This window comes from Brevibacterium sp. CT2-23B, assembly GCF_013168765.1.
Classification (GTDB): domain Bacteria; phylum Actinomycetota; class Actinomycetes; order Actinomycetales; family Brevibacteriaceae; genus Brevibacterium; species Brevibacterium sediminis.
Genome location: NZ_JABBYK010000001.1, coordinates 703538 through 727406 on the forward strand (window position 1 = coordinate 703538; position 23869 = coordinate 727406).

At 65.5% G+C, this 23869-nt stretch carries 22 protein-coding genes; 8 read left to right on the forward strand and 14 right to left on the reverse strand.

Annotated features, from left to right (window positions below; translation table 11 throughout):
- The first annotated feature begins 6 nt into the window (after positions 1-6).
- Both HIM68_RS03315 and HIM68_RS03320 read left to right on the forward strand, forming a co-directional pair.
- Positions 7-618, forward strand: coding sequence for a TetR/AcrR family transcriptional regulator (locus tag HIM68_RS03315; RefSeq protein WP_139467252.1), 612 nt, complete (start codon positions 7-9; stop codon positions 616-618).
- Positions 615-2654, forward strand: a complete 2040-nt coding sequence (locus HIM68_RS03320) for an acyl-CoA dehydrogenase (RefSeq protein ID WP_172169554.1) — start codon at positions 615-617, stop codon at positions 2652-2654. Before HIM68_RS03315 ends, HIM68_RS03320 begins: the two co-directional genes overlap by 4 nt.
- Positions 2655-2782: 128 nt before the next feature.
- Here HIM68_RS03320 and HIM68_RS03325 read toward each other — a convergent pair whose 3' ends face one another.
- The 6 genes from HIM68_RS03325 to HIM68_RS03350 all read right to left on the reverse strand — a co-directional run bounded on the left by HIM68_RS03325 (position 2783) and on the right by HIM68_RS03350 (position 13063).
- Positions 2783-3817 (reverse strand): homoserine O-acetyltransferase, encoded by a 1035-nt coding sequence (locus tag HIM68_RS03325; RefSeq protein WP_139467254.1) that lies wholly within the window; start codon positions 3815-3817, stop codon positions 2783-2785.
- 1 nt (position 3818) lies between these two features.
- Positions 3819-5141 (reverse strand): O-acetylhomoserine aminocarboxypropyltransferase/cysteine synthase family protein, encoded by a 1323-nt coding sequence (locus HIM68_RS03330; protein WP_139467255.1) that lies wholly within the window; start codon positions 5139-5141, stop codon positions 3819-3821.
- Between the two features lie 170 nt (positions 5142-5311).
- Positions 5312-8758: an error-prone DNA polymerase gene (locus HIM68_RS03335; protein ID WP_172169557.1), complete on the reverse strand. Its 3447-nt coding sequence runs from the start codon at positions 8756-8758 to the stop codon at positions 5312-5314.
- A 65-nt stretch (positions 8759-8823) separates the two neighbouring features.
- Complete coding sequence (locus tag HIM68_RS03340) at positions 8824-10449, reverse strand: DNA polymerase Y family protein (protein WP_172169560.1); 1626 nt, start codon at positions 10447-10449, stop codon at positions 8824-8826.
- Entirely contained in the window at positions 10439-11209 is a 771-nt protein-coding gene (locus tag HIM68_RS03345) for a DNA recombination/repair protein RecA (RefSeq protein ID WP_253903696.1), read from the reverse strand. The genes HIM68_RS03340 and HIM68_RS03345 overlap by 11 nt, the downstream gene beginning before the upstream one ends.
- A 39-nt stretch (positions 11210-11248) precedes the next feature.
- Positions 11249-13063 carry an HNH endonuclease signature motif containing protein gene (locus tag HIM68_RS03350; protein ID WP_172169563.1) on the reverse strand — a complete coding sequence of 605 codons (1815 nt, stop codon included), beginning with the start codon at positions 13061-13063 and terminating at the stop codon, positions 11249-11251.
- A gap of 234 nt (positions 13064-13297) precedes the next feature.
- Here HIM68_RS03350 and HIM68_RS03355 point away from each other — a divergent pair, with 234 nt between their 5' ends.
- Genes HIM68_RS03355 through HIM68_RS03365 form a run of 3 tightly spaced genes read left to right on the forward strand, consistent with a single transcriptional unit; the run spans position 13298 to position 15330 of the window.
- A complete protein-coding gene (locus HIM68_RS03355; protein ID WP_172169566.1) occupies positions 13298-13975 on the forward strand; it encodes a class I SAM-dependent methyltransferase in 678 nt (225 codons plus the stop codon).
- A 20-nt stretch (positions 13976-13995) separates the two neighbouring features.
- Positions 13996-14460, forward strand: a complete 465-nt coding sequence (locus HIM68_RS03360) for a tRNA (cytidine(34)-2'-O)-methyltransferase (RefSeq protein WP_139467259.1) — start codon at positions 13996-13998, stop codon at positions 14458-14460.
- Between the two features lie 45 nt (positions 14461-14505).
- Positions 14506-15330, forward strand: coding sequence for a PfkB family carbohydrate kinase (locus HIM68_RS03365; protein WP_172169569.1), 825 nt, complete (start codon positions 14506-14508; stop codon positions 15328-15330).
- A 174-nt stretch (positions 15331-15504) separates the two neighbouring features.
- On the opposite strand, the gene HIM68_RS03370 is transcribed toward HIM68_RS03365, so the two are convergent.
- A complete protein-coding gene (locus tag HIM68_RS03370; RefSeq protein WP_101544255.1) occupies positions 15505-15759 on the reverse strand; it encodes a type B 50S ribosomal protein L31 in 255 nt (84 codons plus the stop codon).
- Between the two features lie 177 nt (positions 15760-15936).
- Between HIM68_RS03370 and HIM68_RS03375 the strand changes: the two genes are divergently transcribed.
- Entirely contained in the window at positions 15937-16488 is a 552-nt protein-coding gene (locus HIM68_RS03375; protein WP_172169572.1) for a YbaK/EbsC family protein, read from the forward strand.
- A gap of 45 nt (positions 16489-16533) precedes the next feature.
- Here HIM68_RS03375 and HIM68_RS03380 read toward each other — a convergent pair whose 3' ends face one another.
- From HIM68_RS03380 to HIM68_RS03400, 5 genes are all read right to left on the reverse strand, one after another.
- Complete coding sequence (locus HIM68_RS03380) at positions 16534-17304, reverse strand: phosphatase (RefSeq protein ID WP_259356771.1); 771 nt, start codon at positions 17302-17304, stop codon at positions 16534-16536.
- A gap of 169 nt (positions 17305-17473) precedes the next feature.
- The gene (rhuM, locus tag HIM68_RS03385; protein ID WP_216656721.1) at positions 17474-18253 is read right to left on the reverse strand and encodes a virulence RhuM family protein; all 780 of its coding nucleotides are present in this window, start codon (positions 18251-18253) and stop codon (positions 17474-17476) included.
- 32 nt (positions 18254-18285) lie between these two features.
- Positions 18286-19191: an RNA methyltransferase gene (locus tag HIM68_RS03390; protein WP_172169578.1), complete on the reverse strand. Its 906-nt coding sequence runs from the start codon at positions 19189-19191 to the stop codon at positions 18286-18288.
- A 54-nt stretch (positions 19192-19245) separates the two neighbouring features.
- Positions 19246-20082, reverse strand: a complete 837-nt coding sequence (locus HIM68_RS03395) for a sulfite exporter TauE/SafE family protein (RefSeq protein ID WP_172169581.1) — start codon at positions 20080-20082, stop codon at positions 19246-19248.
- A gap of 2 nt (positions 20083-20084) precedes the next feature.
- Positions 20085-20870 carry an ABC transporter ATP-binding protein gene (locus HIM68_RS03400; RefSeq protein WP_139908060.1) on the reverse strand — a complete coding sequence of 262 codons (786 nt, stop codon included), beginning with the start codon at positions 20868-20870 and terminating at the stop codon, positions 20085-20087.
- A gap of 44 nt (positions 20871-20914) precedes the next feature.
- Here HIM68_RS03400 and HIM68_RS03405 point away from each other — a divergent pair, with 44 nt between their 5' ends.
- Positions 20915-21649, forward strand: coding sequence for a hypothetical protein (locus tag HIM68_RS03405; RefSeq protein ID WP_139908061.1), 735 nt, complete (start codon positions 20915-20917; stop codon positions 21647-21649).
- Positions 21646-22323, forward strand: coding sequence for a phosphoserine phosphatase SerB (gene serB, locus HIM68_RS03410; protein WP_259356773.1), 678 nt, complete (start codon positions 21646-21648; stop codon positions 22321-22323). Before HIM68_RS03405 ends, serB begins: the two co-directional genes overlap by 4 nt.
- A gap of 130 nt (positions 22324-22453) precedes the next feature.
- Here the strand turns inward: serB and HIM68_RS03415 are convergent, their stop codons facing one another.
- Positions 22454-22960, reverse strand: coding sequence for a histidine phosphatase family protein (locus tag HIM68_RS03415; RefSeq protein ID WP_172169584.1), 507 nt, complete (start codon positions 22958-22960; stop codon positions 22454-22456).
- An 8-nt stretch (positions 22961-22968) separates the two neighbouring features.
- Positions 22969-23727 carry an enoyl-ACP reductase FabI gene (gene fabI, locus HIM68_RS03420; protein ID WP_101544266.1) on the reverse strand — a complete coding sequence of 253 codons (759 nt, stop codon included), beginning with the start codon at positions 23725-23727 and terminating at the stop codon, positions 22969-22971.
- Positions 23728-23869 lie beyond the last annotated feature (142 nt).

Here is a 23869-nt window from a genome sequence, read left to right on the forward strand (position 1 = left end):
GGTTACATGAAATCGATCACAGACGGTCGCTCGACGAGATGGCAGAAGCATCGCGATGAGCGTCGTCGCGAACTTCTGCGTTCCGTGCGGCTCGTCGTCGACGAGTACGGCGACGATATGTCGATGGAGCAGATCTCTGACGCGACCGGGACGTCGAAGTCGGTGCTCTACCGATACTTCACCGACCGGGCAGGTCTGCAGGCGGCCATGGGCGAATGGGCGATGGGCGTCATCGTCCGGTCTCTCGACGAGGCCGCGGCCGCCTCGGCGAAGGGCGAGGGCTCAGCCGCGGCGCAGGAGTCCCTGGCCGCGATGATCCGCGCATTCGTCACGCTCGCCGCGAATTCTCCGAACGTGTATCGCTTCTGCGACACCGCGGTCAACCGGTTCGCGCCCGAGGAGACCGGCGGTTTCTTCAATTCAATTGCCGGGCAGCTGGCCGAACGCCTCGGCCTGAGCGGCGAACAGGCTCGGCTGTGGTCGGCCGGAGCGATCGGTTTCGTCCGCGCCGCCACCGAGACGTGGCTGTCCCGACCGGACCGGCCCGAGGAATTCGCCACCACCATCACCCATTGGCTCTGGGCAACCCTGCCCGAACAACGAGGAGTAGAACAATGAAGCTGTCTCTTGACCCGAAAGCCATCAACGACGTCCTCGACGGGCATTGGGCAGAAGCTCGCCGACGCGGGCGGACCCTGGCCGAAGAGCCGTCGACCCATGACGATCCGGCCGATGATCTCGACACCGCACGAGCGAAGACCCTCGACGGGGTCATGATGATGGCCGAGACCGGGCTGCCGATGACCGGGCTGTCACCGGAGATGGGCGGAAAGAACGAACACGCAACGAACGTCGCCGGGTTCGAAGAGACCGTCACGGCCAACCCGAGCCTGCAGATCAAAGCCGGCGTCCAGTTCGGACTCTTCGGCGGAGCGATCCTCCATCTCGGAGACAAGGAGCAGCATCAGAAGTGGCTGCTCGACGCTCAGTCCGGCCGTCTGCTTGGTTCGTTCGCGATGACGGAGATCGGGCACGGCTCCGATGTGGCGAACGTGGCGACCACCGCCACCTACGATGAGGCGACCGAAGAGTTCGTCATCGAGACCCCTTTCCGGGCCGCAACGAAGGAGTACATCGGCAACGCCGCCCGCGATGCCCGGGCCGCCGTCGTCTTCGCTCAGCTCATCACCAAAGGTGTCAAGCACGGGGTGCATGCCTTTTTCGTGCCCGTCCGCGACGAGGCCGGTGAGCCGATGCCGGGAGTCTCGATCGAAGACGACGGCTACAAGGGCGGGCTCAAGGGAGTCGACAATGGTCGCCTCGCCTTCGACTCCGTGCGGATCCCACGCACCAACCTGCTCAATCGCTACGGAGACGTCACCGCCGACGGCACGTACTCCTCCCCCATCGAATCGCCGGGACGCCGCTTCTTCACGATGCTCGGCACCCTGGTCCAGGGCCGGGTCTCGCTCGACGGCGCCTCCGTGGTCGCATCGAAGATCGCCCTCGACATCGCCGTGCGCTACGGACTCGAGCGCAAGCAGTTCACGGCCGGCGATGACTTCGCCGAGACGACTCTGCTCGACTACGGCCAGCATCAGCGTCGCCTCATGCCGGCCCTCGCCGCCGTCTACGCCTCGGCGTTCGCGCACGAGAAGCTGCTGACCTCCTTCGAAGAGGTCTTCGCCGGAGCCGATGACTCCGAGGAGAACCGGGCTCTGCTCGAGACCCGGGCGGCTGCGTTCAAGGCCGACTCGACCTGGATGGCGCTCGACGTCATCCAGGAATGCCGTGAGGCCTGCGGCGGTGCCGGATTCATGGCGGAGAACCGCCTCGTCGGGCTGCGCGCCGACCTCGACGTCTACGTCACCTTCGAAGGCGACAACACGGTGCTGCTGCAGCTCGTGGCCAAGCGCCTCCTCGGCGACTATGCCAAGGAATTCGCGAACCTCGACGTCGGCGGAGCCGCCCGCTTCATCGGCACCCAGGCCGCCGAACATACGCTCTACCGCACCGGTCTGGCCAATGCCGGACGGGCGATCTCGGATGCGCTGACCCCGAACCTCGGCGACAAGCGGATCAGGTCGGGACGCCTGCAGCGAACCCTGCTCGAAACGCGTCTGGAGGTCATGGTCGCCGGAGTCGCTCAGGCGCTGCGGCCCGCGACGAAGATGCCGGCCGCGCAGGCCGCCGATCTGTTCAACGTCCACCAGCATGAGCTCATCGAGATGGCACGCGCCTATGTCGAGCTCGAGAAGTGGAAGGCGCTGGACGAGAAGATGAAGGAGCAGACCGACGCCGATCAGGCCAAGGCTTTCCGTCGTCTGCGTGACACCTACGGTCTCGGACTGATCGAGAAGCACATGGCCTGGCACCTCATGTACGGTCGCCTGCCGATGTCGCGTGCACGCCAGATCAACGAGACGCTGAACCGTCTGTGCAAGAAGCTTGCCGCCAATGCCCTCGACCTCGTCGAAGCATTCGGCTACTCGGATGTCCACCGTCGGGCCACCATCGCCTCCGGCGTCGAAGCCGAGCGTCAGGCAGAGGCCGCCGACTACTACCGTCGGGCGCGGGCTCGTCAGGACTTCCCGGTCGACGAGAAGCAGCTGCGCAAGGCCGCGAAGAAGAAGGCGAAGGCCGCCGCACGGTGACCGCAGGCCCGTGATCCGGGCACACCAGAAGACCCCCGCAGCGAACGGTCTGCGGGGGTCTTCTGGTGCTTGGGGAGATTCGGGTCGCTGGCTGGCGACTGTGCTCGTCGCCAGCGGGCCCGACTGTCTCAGTCGGCGAGGAAGTCGGCGAGCACCGCGGAGATCTTCTCTGTCTCGGTGAGGAACCCGTCGTGACCGACCGGGGAGTCGATGATGTGGTGTCGCACTCTCCCCGGCAGCGCCTCGGCGAGGATGCCCACCTGTTCCGGCGGGAACAGCCGATCCGAGGACACGGAGACCACGAGGTTGTCGGTGCAGGCGTCGGCCAGTGCGACCGTGAGGTCGGAGGAGCGACCTCGGCGCACATCGTGGTCGCGCAGGGCACGTGTGAGCACGATATAGCTGTGCGGATCGAACCGGGCGGTGAGCTTCTTGGCCTGATGGTCCAGGTACGAGGTCACCTCGTAGTAGTCCTCCGAACGCAGGCGGCGGGAGAAGCGTTCATTGAGGTCGGCATCGTTGCGATACGTCAGGTGCGCGATCTGCCGGGCCAGTCCGAGACCATGACTGGGGAAGCTGCCGACGGCCGAATAGTCTCCGGAGTAGTAGTCGGCGTCGAGTTCGATCGCGCGTTCCTGCATCATCGCCCAGGCGATCTGGTCGGCTTCGCAGAAGGCCGGTGCGGCGATGACCGCGCATTTGCGGACCTTCCGGCTGTCCAACAGAGCGAACTCGAGCGCTCGCGCACCTCCCATGGATCCGCCGATGACGGCGACCCAGGAGTCGATGCCGAGGATCTGGGCGAGATTGTGCTCCAGACGTGCCATGTCGCGGATCGAGACCCGAGGGAATCGGGAGCCGTAGGCCAGACCGTCATCATAGGACGACTGCGGCCCGGTCGTTCCCGAGCAGCCTCCGAGGGAGTTCGCACACACCACGAAGTACTTGTCGGTGTCGACGGCTTCCCCGGGCCCGACGACACCCGCCCACCATTCGGTGACGCGGGTGTCGCCGGTCAGAGCATGCTCGATGAGGATCGCATTGGACCGGTCGGCGTTGAGGGCGCCGAAGGTCTCATAGGCGATCTCGACCGTGCCGAAGGTGTGTCCCGAGTCCGTGCCGAAGCCGAGGATCCGTTCGACGGAAGTGCTCTGGGTGGTCATCTCAGGCCGCGGTCTGCGCCTTCGCCGCAGCTGCCGCGAAGCCCTTGTCGAGGTCGCCGATGATGTCGTCGACACCTTCGATGCCCACGGACAGGCGGACCAGTGCCGGGTTGACTCCGGCCGCCTTCTGGGCTTCCTCGTCGAGCTGAGCGTGCGTGGTCGAGGCCGGGTGGATGACGAGCGAGCGGACGTCGCCGATGTTCGCCACCAGCGAGTGCAGTTCGAGGGCGTCGACGAAGGCCACAGCGGCGTCGTATCCGCCGGCGATGTCGAAGGCGAGCACCGAACCCACGCCGTTCGGCAGGTACTTCTTGGCCAGTCCGTTCCAGGGGCTCGACTCGAGTCCGGCGTAGGCGACGCGGTCGACCTGGCTGTGAGCCTCGAGGTAGGCGGCGACCTTGTTCGCGTTCTCCACGTGGCGCTCGATGCGCAGGCTCAGGGTCTCGATGCCCTGGGCCAGCAGGAATGCGTTCGTCGGACTGAGCGAGGGTCCGAGGTCGCGCAGGCCCTGCACGCGAGCCTTGAGTCCGAAGGACACGTTCACTCCGAAAGCTCCGTCGGCGCCGAGGTCGCGAGCGAAGACGAGTCCGTTGTAGGAAGCGTCGGGTTCATTGAAGCCGGGGAACTTCTCCGGCTGTGCTCCGTAGTCGAAGTTGCCGCTGTCGACGAGGACACCGGCAACGGAGTTGCCGTGGCCGCCGAGGTACTTCGTGGCCGAGTGGAGCACGACGTCGGCACCGTGTTCGATCGGACGCACGAGGTAGGGGCTGGCGAGGGTGTTGTCGACGATCAGCGGCACACCGGCATCGTGAGCGATTCCGGCGATCGCCTCGATGTCGAGGATGTCTGAGCGCGGGTTCGACACGACCTCGCCGAAGAGGAGCTTCGTGTTGTCCTGGATCGCGTTCTTCCACGCCTCGTGGTCGTCGACATTGACGAAGGTGGTCTCGATGCCGAGCTTGCGCAGGGTGACGTCGAGGAGGTTGACGGTTCCGCCGTAGAGGCTGGAGCTGGCCACGATGTGGTCACCGGCTCCGGCGACGTTCGTGATCGCGAGGAATGCCGCGGACTGGCCCGAGGCGGTGAGGACGGCGTGGACGCCGCCTTCGAGATCGGCGATGCGGTTCTCGACGACCTCGTTCGTCGGGTTCGTCAGGCGGCTGTAGACGGGGCCGACGTCGGTCAGCGCAAAGCGCGCTGCGGCGTGGTCGACGTCGTTGAACACGAACGAGGTGGTCTGGTGGATGGGCAGGGCGCGCGAACCGGTGGTCGGATCGGGAACCTGTCCGGCATGGATCTGACGGGTTTCGAATGCCTGGGTCATGGTGACTCTCCTGTATGAGTGCGGTGGCGGTGTCGCTGGTTGAGGCGATGTGATGTGTCTACTGTCATCGACTTCGCCGGCTGGCACCCGCCTGTGTGTCATGTTGGCGTCATCGTGTGTCATGTTTCGTCACACCGTGCCGTGCAGCTGTCATCTGGCAGTGCCGACGTTCACCGGAAGTTCCGCGCCTTCGTCGGCAGCTGCACCTCGAGGGGGACGAGTTTGTGCGCGTAGAGGCTGACCACGTCTCCCCCGCGCTGGATGAGTCCGGTGACGACGAGGGCGTTGCGGGAGGTCGCGACCGTGCGGAAGCGTTTCATCAGCCCGGCCGTGGCTACGACGTTGAGCATCCCGAATTCGTCTTCGAGGTTGATGAAGGTGATCCCCGAGGCGGTGGCCGGGCGCTGCCGGTGGGTGACGATCGCGGCCACCGTCATCCGGGTTCCGTCCGCCGCACGCGCCGCATCCGCGGTCGATGAGTATCCGCGGGCGCTCAGCGTCTCGCGCATCATCTCCGTGGGGTAGCCGTCGACGGTGATCCCGGTGGAGAAGAGTTCGGCCAAGGTCGTATCGAAGGCGTCCATGGTCGGCAGGCTCGGCGCCGAGTCCACGCTCGCCGTTCCCGGCAGCAGCCCCGGATGGGCACCGGCGACTCCCCCGGCCAGCCACAGGGCCTGCCGTCGGTCGAGGTCGAATCCGGACAGGGCCCCGGCCGTGGCCAGCGATTCCAGGGCCTGCTTGCCGATGCCGGTGCGTTCGGCCAGGTCCGCCACCGAGGCGAAGGGAGCGATCTCGCGTTCGGTCACGATCACCTCGGCGAAGGAGCCGACATGCGCGACCGTGTCCAGTCCCAAGCGGATCCCCAGCTCCCCCTCCGAGGCGGTCGTGTCCTTGTCCTCCCCCGCTGAGGCGGTGTCCCCATCCCCGGCTTCTGCGACCCATTCGAGGTCCGTGGCCGCCTGGGACCGGCGGATGTCGACGGGCAGGATCGGCACTCCGTGCCGGCGGGCATCGGCGATGAGCGACTGCGGGGAATAGAAGCCCATCGGCTGGCTGCGCAGCAGACCGGCGGTGAAGGCGGCGTGGTGATGGTATTTGAACCAGGCGGACTGATAGACGAGGTTCGCGAAGCTGATGGCATGCGATTCGGGGAATCCGTAGTTCGCGAAGGCCGCGATGGTGGAGAAGATCGTCTCGGCGGTCTCCGCGTCGACTCCGCGTTCCATGGCTCCGGTACGGAACTTCTCGGCGAGTTCGGCCATCCGCTTCTCCGACCGACGGGAGCCCATGGCCTGCCGCAGCCGGTCGGCATCGGCACCGGTGAACCCGCCGACGTCGATGGCCATCTGCATGAGCTGCTCTTGGAACAGAGGGACCCCGCAGGTCTTGGCCAAGGACTTCTCGAGTAGCGGGTGGAGGTATTCGACCTCATCCAGACCCTGCCGTCGGCGGATATAGGGGTGGACGGAGCCGCCTTGGATCGGCCCCGGTCGGATGAGGGCGACCTGGACGGCCAAGTCGTAGAACTTCTCCGGGCGCAGCCGGGGCAGGGTGGCCAGCTGGGCGCGGGATTCGACCTGGAAGACCCCGATCGCATCGGCACGGCAGAGCATCTCGTAGACGGCTTCGTCGTCGTCATCGATCTCCGCCCGGTCGATGAGGACCCCGGTGTGACGGTGGACGAGTCCGACCATCTCGTGCAGGGCAGTGAGCATGCCCAGACCGAGCAGGTCGAACTTGACCAGGTCCATGGCCGCGCAGTCGTCCTTGTCCCATTGGACGACGGTGCGGTGGCCCATCGTCGCCTTCTCGATCGGCACGACTTCGCCGATGGCACGGTCGGCCAGGATCATCCCGCCGGAGTGGATGCCCAGATGGCGCGGTGAGCCGAGCAGATCCTCGGCGACCTTGAGCACCGGTGCGGGCACCGGTGAGTCCTCGGCATCGGGCAGGCTCGACCACCGGTTGCTCGACTTCGAGAACGCATCCTGCTGGCCGGGGGCATAGCCGAGGCTGAAGGCGGCGTCCCGGATGGCCGATTTCGCACGGTAGGTGATGACATTGGCGACCTGGGCAGCCCGGTCACGGCCGAAATGGTCGTACACGTATTGGATGACCTCCTCGCGGCGGCCGGATTCGATGTCGATGTCGATGTCCGGGTACCCCTTGCGGTCCGGGGACAGGAACCGGTCGAAGAGCAGTCCGTGTTTGACGGCGTCGACGGCGGTGATGCCCAGGACGTAGCAGACCGCGGAGTTCGCCGCCGAACCCCGGCCTTGGCAGAAGATGCCCATATTGCGGCAGAACTCGGTGATGTCGAAGACGATGAGGAAGTAGCCGCAGAAGCCCAGTTGGGCGATCATGTCCATCTCCCGGTCCAGCTGCTCCCAGGCCCGCGGGTGCTCTGCTCGGGATCCGTAGCGGGTGCGGCCGCGTTCGGCGATGAGGCCACGCAGATACGTCTCCCCCTCGGTCTCATCGGGCATCGGTGCCTTCGGCAGGTCGGGACGGGCCGAGGAGAGGACGAAGGAGCAGTCCTGACCGATCCGCACCGCATTGTCCACAGCCTGCCGCGGGAATCGCGCGAGCATCTCCTGGCCGGTGTGGATGCGTGCGCTCGCCGTCGCCGGCAGCCATCCGGCCAGTTCGTCCAGGGACTTCCGCGACCGCACCGAGGCGCGCACCTGAGCCGACTTCCACTCGGCCCGGGTGGCGAAGTGGACGGCATTGCTGGCGATGATCGGCAGGCCCGTCCGCTGGGCCAGATCGCCGAGGTGGCCCAGCCTCTCGTCGTCATCCGGGGTTCCGTCCCGGCTGAGTTCGACGGCGACCCGGTCGGGTCCGAAAAGTGCGGTGAGTTCGCGCAGAGCGCTGAGCCCGCCGTCGTCGTCGCCCAACGCTCGTCGCAGCGGTCCTTTGCGGCAGCCGGTGAGGATCATCCAGTCTCCGTCCTCTGCAGCCAGTTCTTCGAGGTCGAAGAGCGGACGGTTCTTCTCACCGCGCAGGTTCGCCTCGGTGATGACCTGAGAGAGCTGGTGGTAGCCCTCGACGCTGCGGGCGAGGACGAGCAGGTGGGTGGCATCGGGGTCGGTCTGTCCGGGGATCTTCTCGGCCAGCCCGATGGACAGTTCGGAGCCGAACACGGTGTCCAGCCCCACCTCGGCGGCGGCATGGGCGAAGCGGACGGCACCGTAGAGTCCGTTGTGGTCGGTCAGCGCCAGGGAGCTCAGCCCGGCGGCGGCGCCGGCGGCGACGAGTTCTTCGGGGTCGGAGGCTCCGTCGAGGAAGCTGAACTGGGAGTGCACATGCAGCTCCGCCCAGTCGACCTGCTTCCGCAGCAGTCCCGGTCCGCGGTTCGGCCCCTGAGCGCTGCCGGCGCCTGCCAGCTCCTGATAGCGGCTGCGTCCGTCCGAACCGCCGGGGCCGACCGAGACTTGGTAGCGGTCGGGGCGGGAGAACGCAGGAGCATCGGAGCCGTCGGCGTGCTTGTCGACAGGCTGTCTTCCTGCCGGGTTCTCACCAGCAGGCTGTTTGTCCGCCGGGGAGGACGGGATGTCCTTGCCCTCGAGGCGGCGGGCCAGCTTCGACCACGGTGTGCGCGGGTTCGAGAATCCCATCGGGATCTCCTCCTCTCAAGTGGGGTCGTTCTCTCGGTTGGGGTCGTTGGTCGGCAGGTTGCCGGTCAGCGGTAACGGCCGGTGAGGTACCACTGGCCGTGCTCTTTGCTCAGCAGAAGGGCACGGCCGGCATCGGTGACCACCTGCAGCCGGGTGCGGTAGACGGCTCGGTTCGGGTCCCACCATCCGGATTCGATGGGCCAGGAACCGGAGTAGTCGGTGATGGTCTCGGTCTGCCCGGTGGGGAATCTGATCGTCGCCGGGGCCGCACCCAGACCCGAGGGGCGTGCTTCCACCGGTGAGCCGTCCGCGGCGAGCACGTCGACGGCGGAATGTTCGACGGTCGTCGGACGGGGTGCGTGCAGAGCACCGGGCCAGGGAGCGGCGGGGCTGCGTTCGGGGACGGCCGCCTGCTGCCACGGGGTCCACAGGTTCGTCTCTGCCGGGTCCCACCCGCCTTGGATGCCCGGAACCAGGACGGCATCGGGACCGAACAGTCCCTGCAGACGCTCGAGCGTATGGGTGATCTGCCCGGTGTTCTCGTCGAACAGGCTGCGTGTGGCACCGATCGGGGTGGTCAGTTCGGCCGCGATGAGGCGCAGCGCGATGATGCCATCCTCGGAGAAGTCCTCGGCGTCGGGTGCCGGCTCGTCGACGATGTCGAGTTCCTGCGGGTCAGGCTGTGCCGTGCGGGGATTCTGTCCCGGAGGCGAACCCCGGCCCACTCCCGCCAGCCAGCCTTCGGCCTGCCACCGCAGGCGGTCGGCGATCGCATTCTCCTGCATGTCCTCGATCCGCCAGGTCCGGGACGAGGACTGGCCGCCCGCGGCATCGAGTTCGATCGTGATCTGGGTGCAGACCAACCTCTGTCTGCGCACCTTGGCCAACAGGTCGGCACCGAGCTGGCGGGCGAGGAAGCCGAGGGTATCGCTGCGGGTCGTCGGGGCATCGAGGTCGAGTTCGACGTCGAGCTGTTCGCCGCGGACATGATCGGCGAGCGGGGCTCCTGCCCGCCCGGAGGCCAGGTCGTGCAGATGCCGACCGAAGGCGCCGAAGCGTGCGTTCACGTCTTTGGTCGCGAGGCGGGCGAGGTCACCGAGGGTGCGCAGCCCCAGCTGCAGGAAGACCTCGATCAGCGCGGTCGCCTCGGCGCCGGCGTATTCCAGGGTGGTGATCGGCTGGGCGGAGAGGAAGTCCACGGTCTGTCCGGGTTCGACGCGGCGCGCCTGTCCGGCGGCGAGGACCGCGGCGAAGACGGTGTCCGCGATCCCGGGGAAGAACTCCCATCCGGTGTCATCGACAAGCGCCGAGACCAGTGTCTCGACCGCATCGGCTTCGTCGGCGTAGCCGTGTCTGAGCGAGTCGAGAGGGATCGCCAATGTTCCCGGGCTGAGCAGGGTGAACCGTGCGACGAGGTTGTCGAGGGCACCGACGCCGGCACTGAAATGTCGGTTGTCGGCCTCTTCGTCCCAGACCGCGATGTGGGCTTCCGGACAGCGGTATCCCACGGCGCGTTTGTTGTTCCCGGCGGTGATTCCGGCGGCACGGGCCGGAGCATCGGCGGCGATGACCTTGCCGGCGTGGAGGACCGCGACAGGGCGGCCCGGTGCGATGTCGTGTTCGACCGCTGCGGCCACCGCCGGCCAGTCGGGAACAGTGAGCACGAGGGTGCGGCCGGACTCATCCGACATGGCTGATCACCTGCCGCAGCTGTGTGATCGTCGACCACCGAGGATCGTCGTCCGTGCCCGTGGCCGGATCTGTGCCCAGATCCGTTGTCGGGGCCTTGGACGCTCCGCCGTCTGCCACCACTTCCAGCGTCCCCGCGGGGACGCTGGCGGGAGTTCCTGACGGTCCCGGCAGCAGGAACCGGTGGGTTCCCGTCTGTGAACGAGCGCGGACGAGGCAGGACTGCAGACGGCCGTGACCGTGTTCGGCACCCGACCAGCGGGTGTCGGTGATCTCGATCTGCTCCGTACTGCCGGAAAGAGGTCGGAGGCTGATGAGGCTCATTCGTCGTTCACGGATCTTCGCCAGGAGTCGGGCCCGTTCCGAAGCACTCGGGGCGAAGCCGGGGTCGACGAGGATGATGTCGAAGGATTCGATGAGGATCGAAGCCACTCGCAGCCAGTCCTCACCAGGGGTCGCGAGGTTGACGAAATGGTCGAGATCGACACCGAGGTCGGCGATCGAGGACACGGACGGTTCGCCGAGCCCGATGCCGGCACACCACTTCTGCTCCCGGGTCGCCGCAGCGATCGTCGCCAGGCCGCAGCTCAGCGACAGCTCACCGGTGACAGTGACAAGTTCCCCACGCGGCAGACCGCCGCGACGGAACAGCGGAGAGAGCACAGGATCCACCGAATGAGGTGAGATCTTGTCGAACAGTGCCGCAGCCGTGGAGATCCCCGTCTCCCGACTGAGCTGTTCGATGACCGGTGCTGCTGACATGACATCCATTATCGAACTGGTGTTCTAAATTGGCAAGATTCAGACAACAGCTTTGCCTTCCCGGGCGTGTCGCCATTCGGCTTCGAACATCCATGCGATACAGAGGCCGAGGTCAAAGCCGTAACCGCCGCCGACAGTGCCGGGATCGGCCGCTTTCGTGATCTGCCTGACCTTGGCAACGCGAACCGCCGTGTTGAACATCATCCGTCCCCTCACCCGGCTTTCCAGAGGAAGCAGCTGGGAGCCGTCGGGCAAGTAGAAGGCAAAGGCGGCGGGACCGCGCATCGCTCCAGCGAAGTCCGCTCCGGTGCGTTCGATGCGCAGCTGGTATTTGTGTACCATGGTGTGATGTCTGCGACAGAGCAGGATGAGATTGTCCATATCGGTCCTCCCGCCCTGCGACCAAGGGCGGATATGGTGGGCATCACATCGCCTGCGGGCACGGCAGCCGGGGAATTGGCAGCAGACATCACGCACGCTCAGTGCCATTCGCTGTCGCCTGCTCACCAGACGCTTCGAGCGCCCGAGCATGAGGACGTCACCTCCGGCATCCTTGATCGCCCCGCTGATCAGCGCCTCACAGCTCAGGCGCTCCGCCGTCGCCGCAGTGATGCCGCCGAACCCTTCGATCCGGCAGGTCGTATCCGCGCCTCCGCTCGGCGTCCCCGCGGGGACGCTTCCCTCGACTCCTGCCGGATGGTCCGGTTCGCTTTCCGTCCCCGCGGGGACGCAGACGGCGGTCGGCTTTGCGGGGATGCTGAGCAGAGGGGGCTTGAACGCGGGCGCGGCTTCCATCGTGGCGCCGCTGCGGGTGATCACCTCTGCGGAGGCATGAACGAGCAGTCGGGCACGATCGGCGTCGATCGAACCCGTGGGCTCGGCACGAGGGAAGGCGTGGATGATCTCCATCAGGCACATGACCTGGGAGACCGGCTCATAAGGAGCCTCGTCCGCTTTGCCGCCCTCGCCCGCAGCCCCATCCCCATCGGAACCGCCATCATGGACGGGACGTTCGAGAACCTGGCGGGCGGCGTCGAGCATCGCGGCGATCTCTGCGGCGTCGTCTTCCTCGAGTTCGATCGTGATCCGGGTCCGACCAGGTGCCACCTGACGCATGCTCACACTGTCCTGAGCCAGGTACAGAGGGAACGGGCCGTTGTCGATCTTGTCGGCCAGCTGCTGGTAGTTCTGCGAGATCCGACTGATCTGGCTGCCGGTGGCGAGGGTGGCCAGACGCAGCGCCTCATCGTCGCCGATCCGCTCCCCCAGTCGGGTCACTTCCCTCACCTTTGAGAAGCTGACATCACCGCCCGCCAGACTCTTCTTCACCTTCGGCATCTCCCGCAGAGCCTTCATCACGCGCACATACTCGCGAGCCGTGTGCATGCTCACCGACGCCACATGCATCACCCACTCGGTCAGGGTCTTCACACCGACCCATTCCGCCCACAATCCCCGTCTCTCGACCTCGTCGATGAGGGTGATGACGCGGGCATGGCAGAAGGAGATGCATGAGATGCTGCGCCGGATATCCGTCACGATCTGCTCACAGGTGAGGGTGCTGGGGTCCGCATCGGCGTCAGCCCCTCCATAGTCCTTCGGATCGACGCTCAACCCCTCGAGCTCCGCGGTCTCGGCTGCGCGCGGTCGGCTCGATTCCTGTGCAGCCGAACTCGCTCCTGCCTCATCCCACCGAGCCGTGGTCTGCTGTCCCTTGCCCCTCGGGCCCGAGCCTGCCCATGCCTGAGCGGACGGAATTCCGCTCTGGCTTGCCGAGGCCACGGCCGCTTCCCTCACACGTCTTTCCCATTCCATGTCCTCGCCCCACGGATCGACCTGATCTTCGTTGTGCATGGCTTCGCTCCTCGTGCCGTTCGGCCCCGCAGCCCCCATGACCACCGACCGTGCTCCCACTCTAGAACTCGGCACTGACACGAGAATTTCCTCTAATACAAGCTGAACTGATTATTCATTGGTCATCTTCGATTCGTTTTCGTTTCTACTGGTGATGACTGCACACCTGCCGAAGCCACCGCAACTTGTTCTCGCCGACGCGCTCGCGTCAGTGCGTCCGGGTAGGGTGGCGTCATGACCGACGGCACAAACGGCACTTCGTCCCGCGAAGCGGCCACGCGTGATTCCTATGATGCGATCGCCCGGACCTACACGGAATGGGTCGCCGATGAGCTCACCGCCAAACCGCATGACCGCGCCGTCCTCGGGGCCTTCTCCGAGCTCGTCCTCGGCACCGGCTCGACGGAGGTCCTCGACCTGGGCTGCGGGCCCGGTCGCATCACCACGTTCCTCGCCGCCCTCGGACTCGAACCGCGTGGACTCGACCTCTCCCCTGCCATGATCGAACTCGCGCAGGGCCTCTATCCGGCGCATCAGTTCGACATCGGGTCGATGACCGCCCTGCCCTATGCCGATGAGTCCTTCTCCGGTCTCGTCGCCTGGTATTCGACGATCCACGTCCCGGACGATGAGCTTGTCCTCACCTTCGCCGAGGCGGCCCGTGCCCTGCGTCCGGGCGGTTGGTTCCAGTTGGCGTTCCAGCTCGGGGACCGGATCGATCACTTCTCCGATCTCGCCGGCTTCGACGTCGATCTCGACTTCCACCGCCGCTCGATCGATGACGTGCTCACCGCGCTCGAACCGCACGGCTTCATTCCTGCCACCCGCCTCGAACGCGAACCCGACCGGACCGGTCGCTTCCCGGAGACGACCAGGCAGGGATACCTCCTCGTTCGTAAGGCCAGCCTCTGAGGTGAGAAGATGAGGGTGATATGAACATCGACATCGTCTTCCACACTCCAGAGATCCCCGGCAACACCGGAAACGCCATCCGGCTCGCCGCGGTCACCGGAGCCCATCTGCATCTCGTCGAGCCTCTCGGCTTCGACCTCTCCGACGCGAAGCTGCGCCGAGCCGGTCTCGACTATCACGACCTCGCCCATGTCACCGTCCATCCATCGATCGACGAACTCTGGGGCCACCTCGGCGAACGTCGGGTGATCGCGTTCAGCACGCATACGGACAATTCCTTCGCCGAGGTGGACTACCAAGACGGTGATGTCCTCCTCTTCGGGCGCGAGTCGACGGGACTGCCCGACGAGGTCGTCAACGACGAGCATGTGGATATGACTGTGCGGATTCCGATGCTGCCGGCACGCCGTTCGCTCAATCTGGCGAATTCGGCATCCATCGCCATCTACGAAGCCTGGCGTCAGCACGGCTATGCAGGGGCCTGAACCCGCGTAGACTTCTTCGCGAACGCTTTACCTGAAAGGACCACTATGACCGCAAAGGTGCTCACTGTCGCCGGATCCGATGTCTCCGGAGGAGCCGGACTCGAAGCCGATCTGAAGATGTTCGACGAATACGGGGCCTTCGGCACTGCCGTCGTCACCTGCATCGTCACTTTCGACCCCGATGACGGATTCGCCCATGTCCTCGAGTTCATCGAGCCCGAGGTCGTCACCCGTCAGCTCGAATCGACGCTGGACGTGCACGAGTTCACCGCCATCAAGTCCGGCATGCTCGGCTCCGTCGACTCGGCACTGGTCCTCGCCGAAGAGCTGAAGACCAATGATCTGCCGTACGTCTTCGATCCTGTGCTCGTGTGCAAGGGCGCAGGCACCATGGTCGATCTCAAGGATCTCTTCGTCGAGAACCTCGTGCCCCTGGCCACCGTCGTCACCCCGAATCTCGAAGAGGCCGCGACCTTGGCCGGAGTCGACCCCATCGACTCCGTCGAGGGCATGGTCGAGGCCGCGAAGATCATCCACGGGCAGGGCGCGAAGAACGTCGTCGTCAAGGGCGGAGCCCGTCTCGCCGGGGACGATGCCATCGACATCCTCTTCGACGGTGAGACCGTGACGACTCTGCGCTCGCGCAAGGTCAACAACAAGCTCGTCAACGGCGCAGGATGCTCCTTCGCCTCCTCGATCGCGGCAGGAATCGCCACCGGTCTCGACATCAAGGACGCCGTCGTCTCCGCCAAGGAGAAGGTCGCTCACGGAATCGCGAACTGCCTCGACAATGCCACCGGCGTCGCTTCGCTCTACCATCCGGCGGCACGGGTGAGTCCCTCCTCCGAGGTCTCAGTCACCGTCGACTGATCACTGTTGCCAGGGTTGCGTCCCCGCGGGGACGCAACCCTGGCACGGTTCCGCGGAGCCGTCGTAACGGACAGAACTGTCGTAACGGACACTGCGGCCCGCAGACAGCAGATTGCCCCGCACACCTGATCGGTGTGCGGGGCAATCTGAATAAAGCTGTTGGAACGCCCGAGATCAGCGCTTGCCGAAGCCCTTGTAGCGGTCCTTGAACTTCTCCACGCGGCCGGCGGAGTCGAGGATGCGCTGCTTGCCCGTGTAGAACGGGTGCGAAGCGGACGAGATCTCGACGTCGATCACGGGGTAGGTGTTGCCGTCTTCCCACTCGATGGTCTTCTCGCTCTTAGCGGTGGAGCGGGTGAGGAACTTGGTGCCGGAAGCCAGATCGTTGAATACGATCGGTGCGTATTCCGGGTGGATGTCCTTCTTCATTTTCTTACCTCTGCTGAATTCTTTCAGGCGCCTGATATGAGTTGAACTCATCTGCCAGTGCCCGAATTCGTCTGCTGGACACGCTCCGAACCGTAGGAACCGGACACGGAGCGACAATCGATTCTAACTGATGGGCCCGGACAAAGCGATTCGACACGGATCTCCTAAACTGTGGCCATGACCACGAAGGAACGCCTCTCCACTCAGTTCACTCTCCGACCCGCCGCCACCGCCCCCGAACTCATGGCCGAATCGACGGCCACCGCCTTGTCCGCGGTATCCGGCGAAGTCGACGTCTTCGATATCGATCCGCAGATCGCCGATACCGCTGCTCTCCTCGATGCCACGGATCTGCCTCCGGCGACCTCGGCGAACTGCGTTCTCGTCGCCGGCTCGCGGGGCGGCGAGGAGCGGATCGCCGCCTGCATGGTGCTGGCGAACACCCGCGCCGACGTCAACAAGCGGGTCAAGAAGCTCCTCGATGTCCGCAAGGCCTCGTTCCTGCCGCTCGAACGCGCCGTGAACGAATCGGGGATGGAGTACGGCGGCATCGGACCGATCGGCCTGCCGGAGAATTATCGGGTGCTCATCGACTCCCGCGTTGCGGAGGCCGACGAACTCATCATCGGTTCCGGTATCCGCGGCTCCAAGCTGCTCCTCTCCGGATCCGCACTCGCGTCCCTGCCCGGCGCCGAGGTGATCGAGGATCTCGCGAACGAGATCGGCTGACCGTGGCGCTCGGTCCCGCGCCGTCCGTCAGCCAGATGCTGCCCGTCAGTTCAGTCCCGCTCGTTCGATGACGTAGTCGATGAGCGGGGCGTAGAGGTTCGGCACCACATCATCGTCCAAGGGGATGGTGGCTTCGATCTGTCCCTGCGCCTCGGCGACGAAAAGGGCGGGATCGTTGCAGTCGGCGTAGCCGATAGTTCGCAGTCCCCGGCTCGAGGCAGCACCAGCCCAACCATGATCGGCCACAACGAGGTCCGGGGCCGACCCGCCGCGGGCGGCGAAGTCGTTGAGCAGCGCATGCATCGGTTCAGCCAGGTGGGTGTGCGGGCTGCCGCCATGCTGGTGCCAGGTCCACACATTGTGGATCTGACGGACGTCGCCGCCGATCTCCGGGACCGGGATGAAGTGATAATGGGTGTCGATGACGGCGCCGGCGCTTTTCGCCGCGGCGGCAATTGCCATATGCACGGGCAGCAGTCCTGCCGGATGTCCGGTGGCGAAGAGGATCCGGCCGCCGGCGCGGGCGACCTGGCCGACCGCCTCGGCGAGCTTCTCCAGAGCGTCGATGCAGCCTTCGGTGGAGATCGTGTCCACGCCTTCGACGAACTCGGGATCGGGCCGCAGGCCGCAGCGTTCGACCATGAGCGCGAACACTGAGTCATAGTCCCAGTCGCGGGTGAGTTCGACGCCGAAGTCGAATTGGCGTTCCTGGTCGAGGAACCGGTGGATGTGCGAGAGGTTGTTCTCTCTCGGTGTGGCGACCTCCCCGGTGATCCGTCCGGCTTCAAGAGCAAGGGCTAGGGTGCTGCGGTCCACTGGGGTCCTCTCCGTCATGACTGCGGGAATGATCACTGTCTTTCTGAGACGATCATACGGATGATGAGCGCGATCATCAGTTCCTTCTCGGAAGGTTCACTCATCGCGACCAGCAGCGTCATCGCTGCCAGCGCATTGTCGTCGACTCGCCTGTTGCCATCGGGGTCGATCAGCGCGCCGTTGCGGTCAAGGAAGGTGACGAACAGCGCCGAGGCGCTGCGCTTGTTGCCGTCGGAGAGGGGGTGGTCTTCTCTTCGGCGGTCGGATAGGGTTCGTGGTCTCCGAACCCCTGATAGATCGCCCCGATGACAGCCCCTAGAGCATCGCCTCGTTCCCTCCCCAGCAATTTATCGTCGGGAAATGCCAATGACAGTCCGCCGATGATTCTGCGTGCTTCTTCCAGGGCCAATTCCCATCCAGGCACGGAGCTCGATTTCGACGACAAGTATCCTTCGTCATAATCTCTGAGCATGGTGAGACTTGGCAGGTACGTTGACAGTACGTCGGCAACCCCCGCAACCAATTCCTCCTGCGACTTCGTCAGCACGCTGACAATCTTTCCCAATTCTGACAACCGCCGTTGGTTGACGGCGGTTCCTTCGATCGCATAGCGATGAAGGACATCGTTTGCCCAACGGCGAAATCGCACTCCTTCCGACGACTTCACTCGAAATCCCACCGACAGGACCATGTCGAGGCTGTAGTGCTCAACCATACGTGTGACTGTTCGGGCGCCCTCTTTTTGAACTGTCGCAAATTTTGCGACAGTTGGCTCACCGTCGAGTTCCTCCCGCAGAGCGTTGTTGATATGTTTGCCGATCGTCTTCACATCACGTCCGAACAGATGCGAAAGCTGATGCCGTGTCAGCCAAACGGTATCGGAATCAGTGCGCACCTCGAGCGCGGTGTCACCGTCAGCGGTCGGATACAGCTCAATCGAATTGCTCATAATCAAACGTCAAAGTGCGCCACTGACACGGCTCAATCGTCCTGCAGGGCGAAGCAGGTGACCGCCGAGGCGGCCGCGACGTTGAGGGAGTCCACTCCCCCGCTCATGGGGATCATCACGGTCGAGTCACAGGCGGCGATCGTCGATCGCCTGAGTCCTTCGCCTTCAGTGCCGAAGACGACTGCGGTGCGCTCCGGTGCCGAGGCGGCGAAGTCGCGCAGCCCCACAGAATCATCGTCGAGTGCCAGGGCGGCCACGTGGATGCCGGCGTCGTGCAGGGCAGAGATTCCGGCAGGCCACGGGTCGATGCGCGTCCACGGCACTTGGAACACCGTGCCCATGGACACACGGATTGACCGGCGATAGAGCGGATCGGCGCAGCGTGGGGTCACGAGCACGGCGTCGACGCCGAATGCGGCCGCAGAACGGAAGATGGCGCCGACGTTCGTATGGTCGACGATGTCTTCGATGACGACGATTCGCTTGGCATCGGCAACCAAGGCCGCGGGGTCGGGAAGGGCCGGTCGGCCCATGGCGGCCAGAGCTCCTCGGTGGAGGTGGAATCCGGTCAGGGACTCCACAGCGGCATCCGTGCCGATGAAGATCGGCACATCGCTCTCAGCGATGATGTCGGCCAGGTCGAACAGCCATTTCGGGCTGGTGAGGAACGACCGAGGCGAGAGGCCGGCTGCATGAGCGCGGCGGATGATCTTCGAGGATTCGGCGATGAACAGCCCCTCGGCGGGTTCACGGACGCTGCGCAGGGCGACATCGGTCAGCTGCGTGTAGTCGCGCATGCCCTCGAGGCGCCCGTGCAGGGCATCGCCGGAATCATCACCCTGGCTCCCAGAGGTCAGGTCCGCCTCGTCGAAGAAGCGCAGACGCTCGACGGCGATCCCGAGCTCAGCGGACCGATCGATGACCTGCTGGCGGGTCATGGGTGCCTTGGCCGGAGTGTTCACAGCGTGCTCCCGTTCACAGCGGAACTCCGTTCACAGCGTGAGGATCCTCCAGATCGCGACGAGTCCGAGGGCCACGATGACGGCGCGCAGCAGCACGGGCGAGAACTTCCGCCCGATTCGGGCACCGAAGTACCCGCCGATGAGTGAGCCGATGGCGATGCAGACAACGGCGATCCAGTTGATCCGGTCGTGGCCGACGATGATGTACGTGCTTGCCGAGACCGTATTGACGACGAGGACGAGGACGTTCTTCAGCCCGTTGAGTCGCTGCAGATCATCGGGCAGCAGCAGACCGAGCAGGGCGATGAGGATGATGCCCTGGGCGGCGGCGAAGTAGCCGCCGTAGATCGCGGTGAGGAAGACGACGATGAGCACGACGATGTACCGGCCCGTGGACAGGCGATCCCCCGCCTTGGCGGCCCGATGCTCGACGCCGGCAGCCTCGGCCCGGCGCAGGGACCGGTTCTTCAGGTAGCGGGAGAGGTACGGCTGCCCGACCACCATGATCAAGGCCACGACGAGGAGGACCGGCACGATCGTCTCGAAAGCATCCTCGGGCAGGTGCAGCAGCAGATACGCACCGGTCAGCGACCCGAGCAGAGAGGCGGGAACGTATCCGAGAATCCGTTTCCACTGCCCTCGCAGCTCTTCACGGTATCCGAACGAGGAGGCGATATTGCCGGGGATGAGACCGACAGCGTTGCTCATCGTCGACACCACCGGCGGCACTCCGAAGGCGACGAGCGCCGGGAAGGTGATGAGCGTTCCGGAGCCGACGACGGCGTTGATGCCTCCTGCCGCGATTCCGGCGACGATGACAAGGCCGATCTGCCACGGCTCGAGGCTCAGGTTCGCCAGAAACTCCATGCTCAGAGGGCGGAACGTGCGTGGTAGCGCTGACCGTCCCGGGTGAGCTTGACGTCGATGCCGAAGGTCGCCGCGAGGTTCTCCGCCGTCAGGGTCTCCTCGATCGGACCTGCGGCCAGATCGGTGCCCTCGGACAGCAGCAGCACATGAGTGATGCCCTCCGGGATCTCCTCGACGTGGTGGGTGACCATGATCGTGGCCGGCGCCCACTTCGATGACAGGATCTCCGAGAGTGCGCCGAGCAGCTCCTCACGCCCGCCGAAATCGAGTCCGGACGCCGGCTCGTCGAGCAGCAGAAGCTCCGGGTCGGTCATGAGCGCACGCGCGATCTGCACACGCTTGCGCTCGCCCTCGGACAGCGTACCGAAGGTGCGATCGGCCAAGTGAGTGATGTGGAACGCGGCCAGCAGATCGCGGGCACGCTCGATATCGTCCTGCTCGTACTCCTCCACCCAACGTCCGGTGACGCCGTAGGCGGCGGTGAGCACGGTGTCGAGGACCGCTTCGGAACTCGGAATGCGATTGGCCAGAATCGTCGAGGCATAGCCGATGCGCGGGCGCAGCTCGAACACATCGACGCGGCCGAGCTGCTCCTCGAGGATGTTGACCGTACCCGTCGTCGGATGCATGCGACCGGCCGCGATTTCGAGCAGGGTCGTCTTGCCCGCACCATTGGGTCCGAGCACTGCCCAGTGCTCGCCTTCGGCGACGGTCAGCGAGAAATCGTCGAGGAGGAAATTCGTCCCCCGGCGCACGGACACAGAATCCAGATTCAGGACTTCACTCATATCTTCAGACTCTATCGCAGACGAGCCGTCTATCCTGGTTCGACATGGACCTCACGACCGACTCACTGCTGCTGACCCTGGCCCTCAACCACCGTCTGCGCTCGACCCTGCCCCCTGACGAGGTGACCTCTGCGTTCCTCGACGATGATCGTGATGTTCCTCTCATCGTCTCCGATGAGGTCTTCGACTCGGTCGTTCCCACCGGTCTGCTGCTCTTCATCGCTGAGGCGGCCGCCTCGGGAATCACCCATGCGCGCTTGGCGCTGCACCACCCGTCTCTGCCGCATGCGACTCCCCCGGTCGATCGCACCGCCCGGACGAAGGTCGGACGCCACACCGCCCCCGTCGTCCTCCATCGCGGCGATGAGCAGGCGGCGATCGCCCTCATCGGCGCCGAGGCGAACGTCGAGATCATCGCCTGTGCGCCCACCGTCTTCCGCCCCGTCACGGTCGGGTCCGCCCCCGAGGCGCTGCGGCGTCTGCGCCTGCTGGTGATGGAGGGCTTACGCCTCGTCGAGACCATCGACGTTCCCGAGGACTGGCGGCAGGGGCCGTGGCGTGACTGGCAAGAGGAGCTGTCGACGATGCACCCGATCTCCCGGCTCATCCCCACTGAGGCGGATTCCCGAGCGATCTACGCCGCCCTCGACATCCACCACCGGATGCGCACCGTGCTCGCACCTGCGACCGTCGCCCCGCCAGAGTTCGGTGCGCTGCTGTCTCAGCTGCACCCGGCCGCCGCGGACTACATCATGGCAGTGGCTACGATGAAGGGGTGAATGAGACGCCTCAGGCCACCGCCTCCCAGATCCCCGTCCAACTGCTCGTCATGGACGTCGACTCGACGTTCATCAACGAAGAGGTCATCGACCTCATCGCCGCCCATGCCGGGGTCGGAGACAAGGTCGCCGACATCACCGAACGCGCCATGGCCGGAGAGCTCGACTTCGCCGAATCCCTGGCTGAACGGGTCGCCCTGCTGAGCGGGCTGCCGGAGACCGTGCTCGATGAGGTGCGAGAGCAGATCACCCTCACCGAGGGAGCCGCCGACCTGGTCGCGACAGTGCACTCCTCGGGTGGCCAGGTGGCTCTGGTGTCGGGCGGCTTCACCGCCATCATCGCTCCCGTCGCCGCACAGCTGGGCATCACCGACGTCTTCGCCAACGGACTCGATATCCATGACGGGCTGCTGACCGGGCGGACGAACGGCCGTGTCATCGACCCGAACGCCAAGGCCGAGATCTTCGAGGATCTGCTCGCTGCCGGCGGATACGATCGTGCCGCCTCGGTGGCGATCGGTGACGGCGCCAATGACATCGGCATGGTCGAAGCCGCCGGTCTCGGAATCGCCTTCTGTGCGAAACCGGCGCTCGTCGCCGCAGCGGACGCGTCCGTGGAGACACGCGACCTGCGAGCCGTCATCGACCTGGTCGCTGCGCGTGCAGACGTGTGAGCGATCCCTCCCAGGGTGTGGCACCGGCGCCATTGAACGCTGACTGACCGAAGACGCCTGTGGCGCTGACGAATGTTTCGTCAGCGCCACAGGCGTCTTGTCGACAGATCGCGTCGGTCAGACGGTGCGTTCAGACTCCGTGGAAGACCCGGATCTGCGGGGCCGGGTAGTGTCCCGGCTCCACGTCCCAGCTCTCGAGGTCGAAGACCGCGATCGACGAGGGACGGAACGTATCGGGAACCCCGCCTTCCGGATTGAGGTGGCCGACCACCTCGGCGACGGTCGGCTGGTGGCCCACGATATACGCGCACTGCGCATCCGCGGGGATCGAGTTGATCGCATCCAACCAGTCGTCGACGGACCCGGAATACAGCGAGGGATCCTCGCGCAGGGTCAGGTCACCCGGTTCGTCGAGAGTTCCTCCATGAGCGCGGTTGACAGCTTCGACGACAGCCTGTCCGGTCTGCACGGTGCGCCTGGCCGCCGAGGCGATGGCCACATCGGGTGACCAGCGCTCGGCGATCTCGGCTCCGGCCTCGACCGCTTGAGCCAGACCCTTCGCATCCAGGGACCGTTCGAAGTCGGTCGGACCGTGCGCTTCCGCCTTGGCGTGGCGGGCGAGGATGAGCACAGGCATGAGTGGTCTCAGGCGCCGGTGGAGTGGAATCCGCCGTCGACGTGGATCATCTCGCCGGTAGTGGCGGGGAACCAGTCGGAGAGCAGGGCGACGATGGCCTTGCCGGCAGGGGTGGTGTCCTTCTGGTCCCAGCCCAGGGGTGCACGGTCGCCCCACATGTCTTCGAGCGTTCCGAAGCCGGGGATGGAGGTTGCGGCGGTGGTCTTCAGCGGTCCGGCCGAGACGAGGTTGACGCGCACGCCGTCTTCGCCGACGTACTTGGCGAGGTAGCGGGCGGTCGATTCGAAGGCGGCCTTGGCCACACCCATCCAGTCGTAGACCGGCCAGGAGATGGTCGCGTCGAAGGTCAGTCCGACGATTCCGGCGCCCTTGTTGAGCACGGGCTTCGCGGCCACGGCGATGGCCTTGAGCGAGTATGCGGAGACGTGGATGGCCGCGGACACGGAGTCCCAAGGCGTGTCGAGGAAGACTCCGCCGAGGGCGTCCTTCGGAGCGAAGGCGATCGCGTGGACGATTCCGTCGATGTTGCCGCCGAGGCGCTCGGGCAGGGCCGCGAGGTCCTCTTCGTTCGTGGCGTCGAGTTCGATGACCTGCGGGGTCTCGGGCAGGCGTTCGGCGATCACCTGAGTGATCTTCATCTGGCGACCGAAGCTCGAGAGGATGACCTCGGCTCCCTGCTCCTGTGCGATGCGAGCAGCGGCGAAGGCGATCGACGCCTCGGTGAGCACGCCGGTGACGAGAATGCGCTTTCCGTCAAGAATTCCCATGGTGGTCCTTTCGAAAGGAAGGTGGTTGCGTGTGCATGACGCCGCTTCGGGCGGTGTCTCTGTATCGAAGTCTACGGGCTGCGGCCCGGCGGGGCCGCATCGTCTGCGGCCGAGGATCCGGTTGTGACCGGCTCAGCGCCGT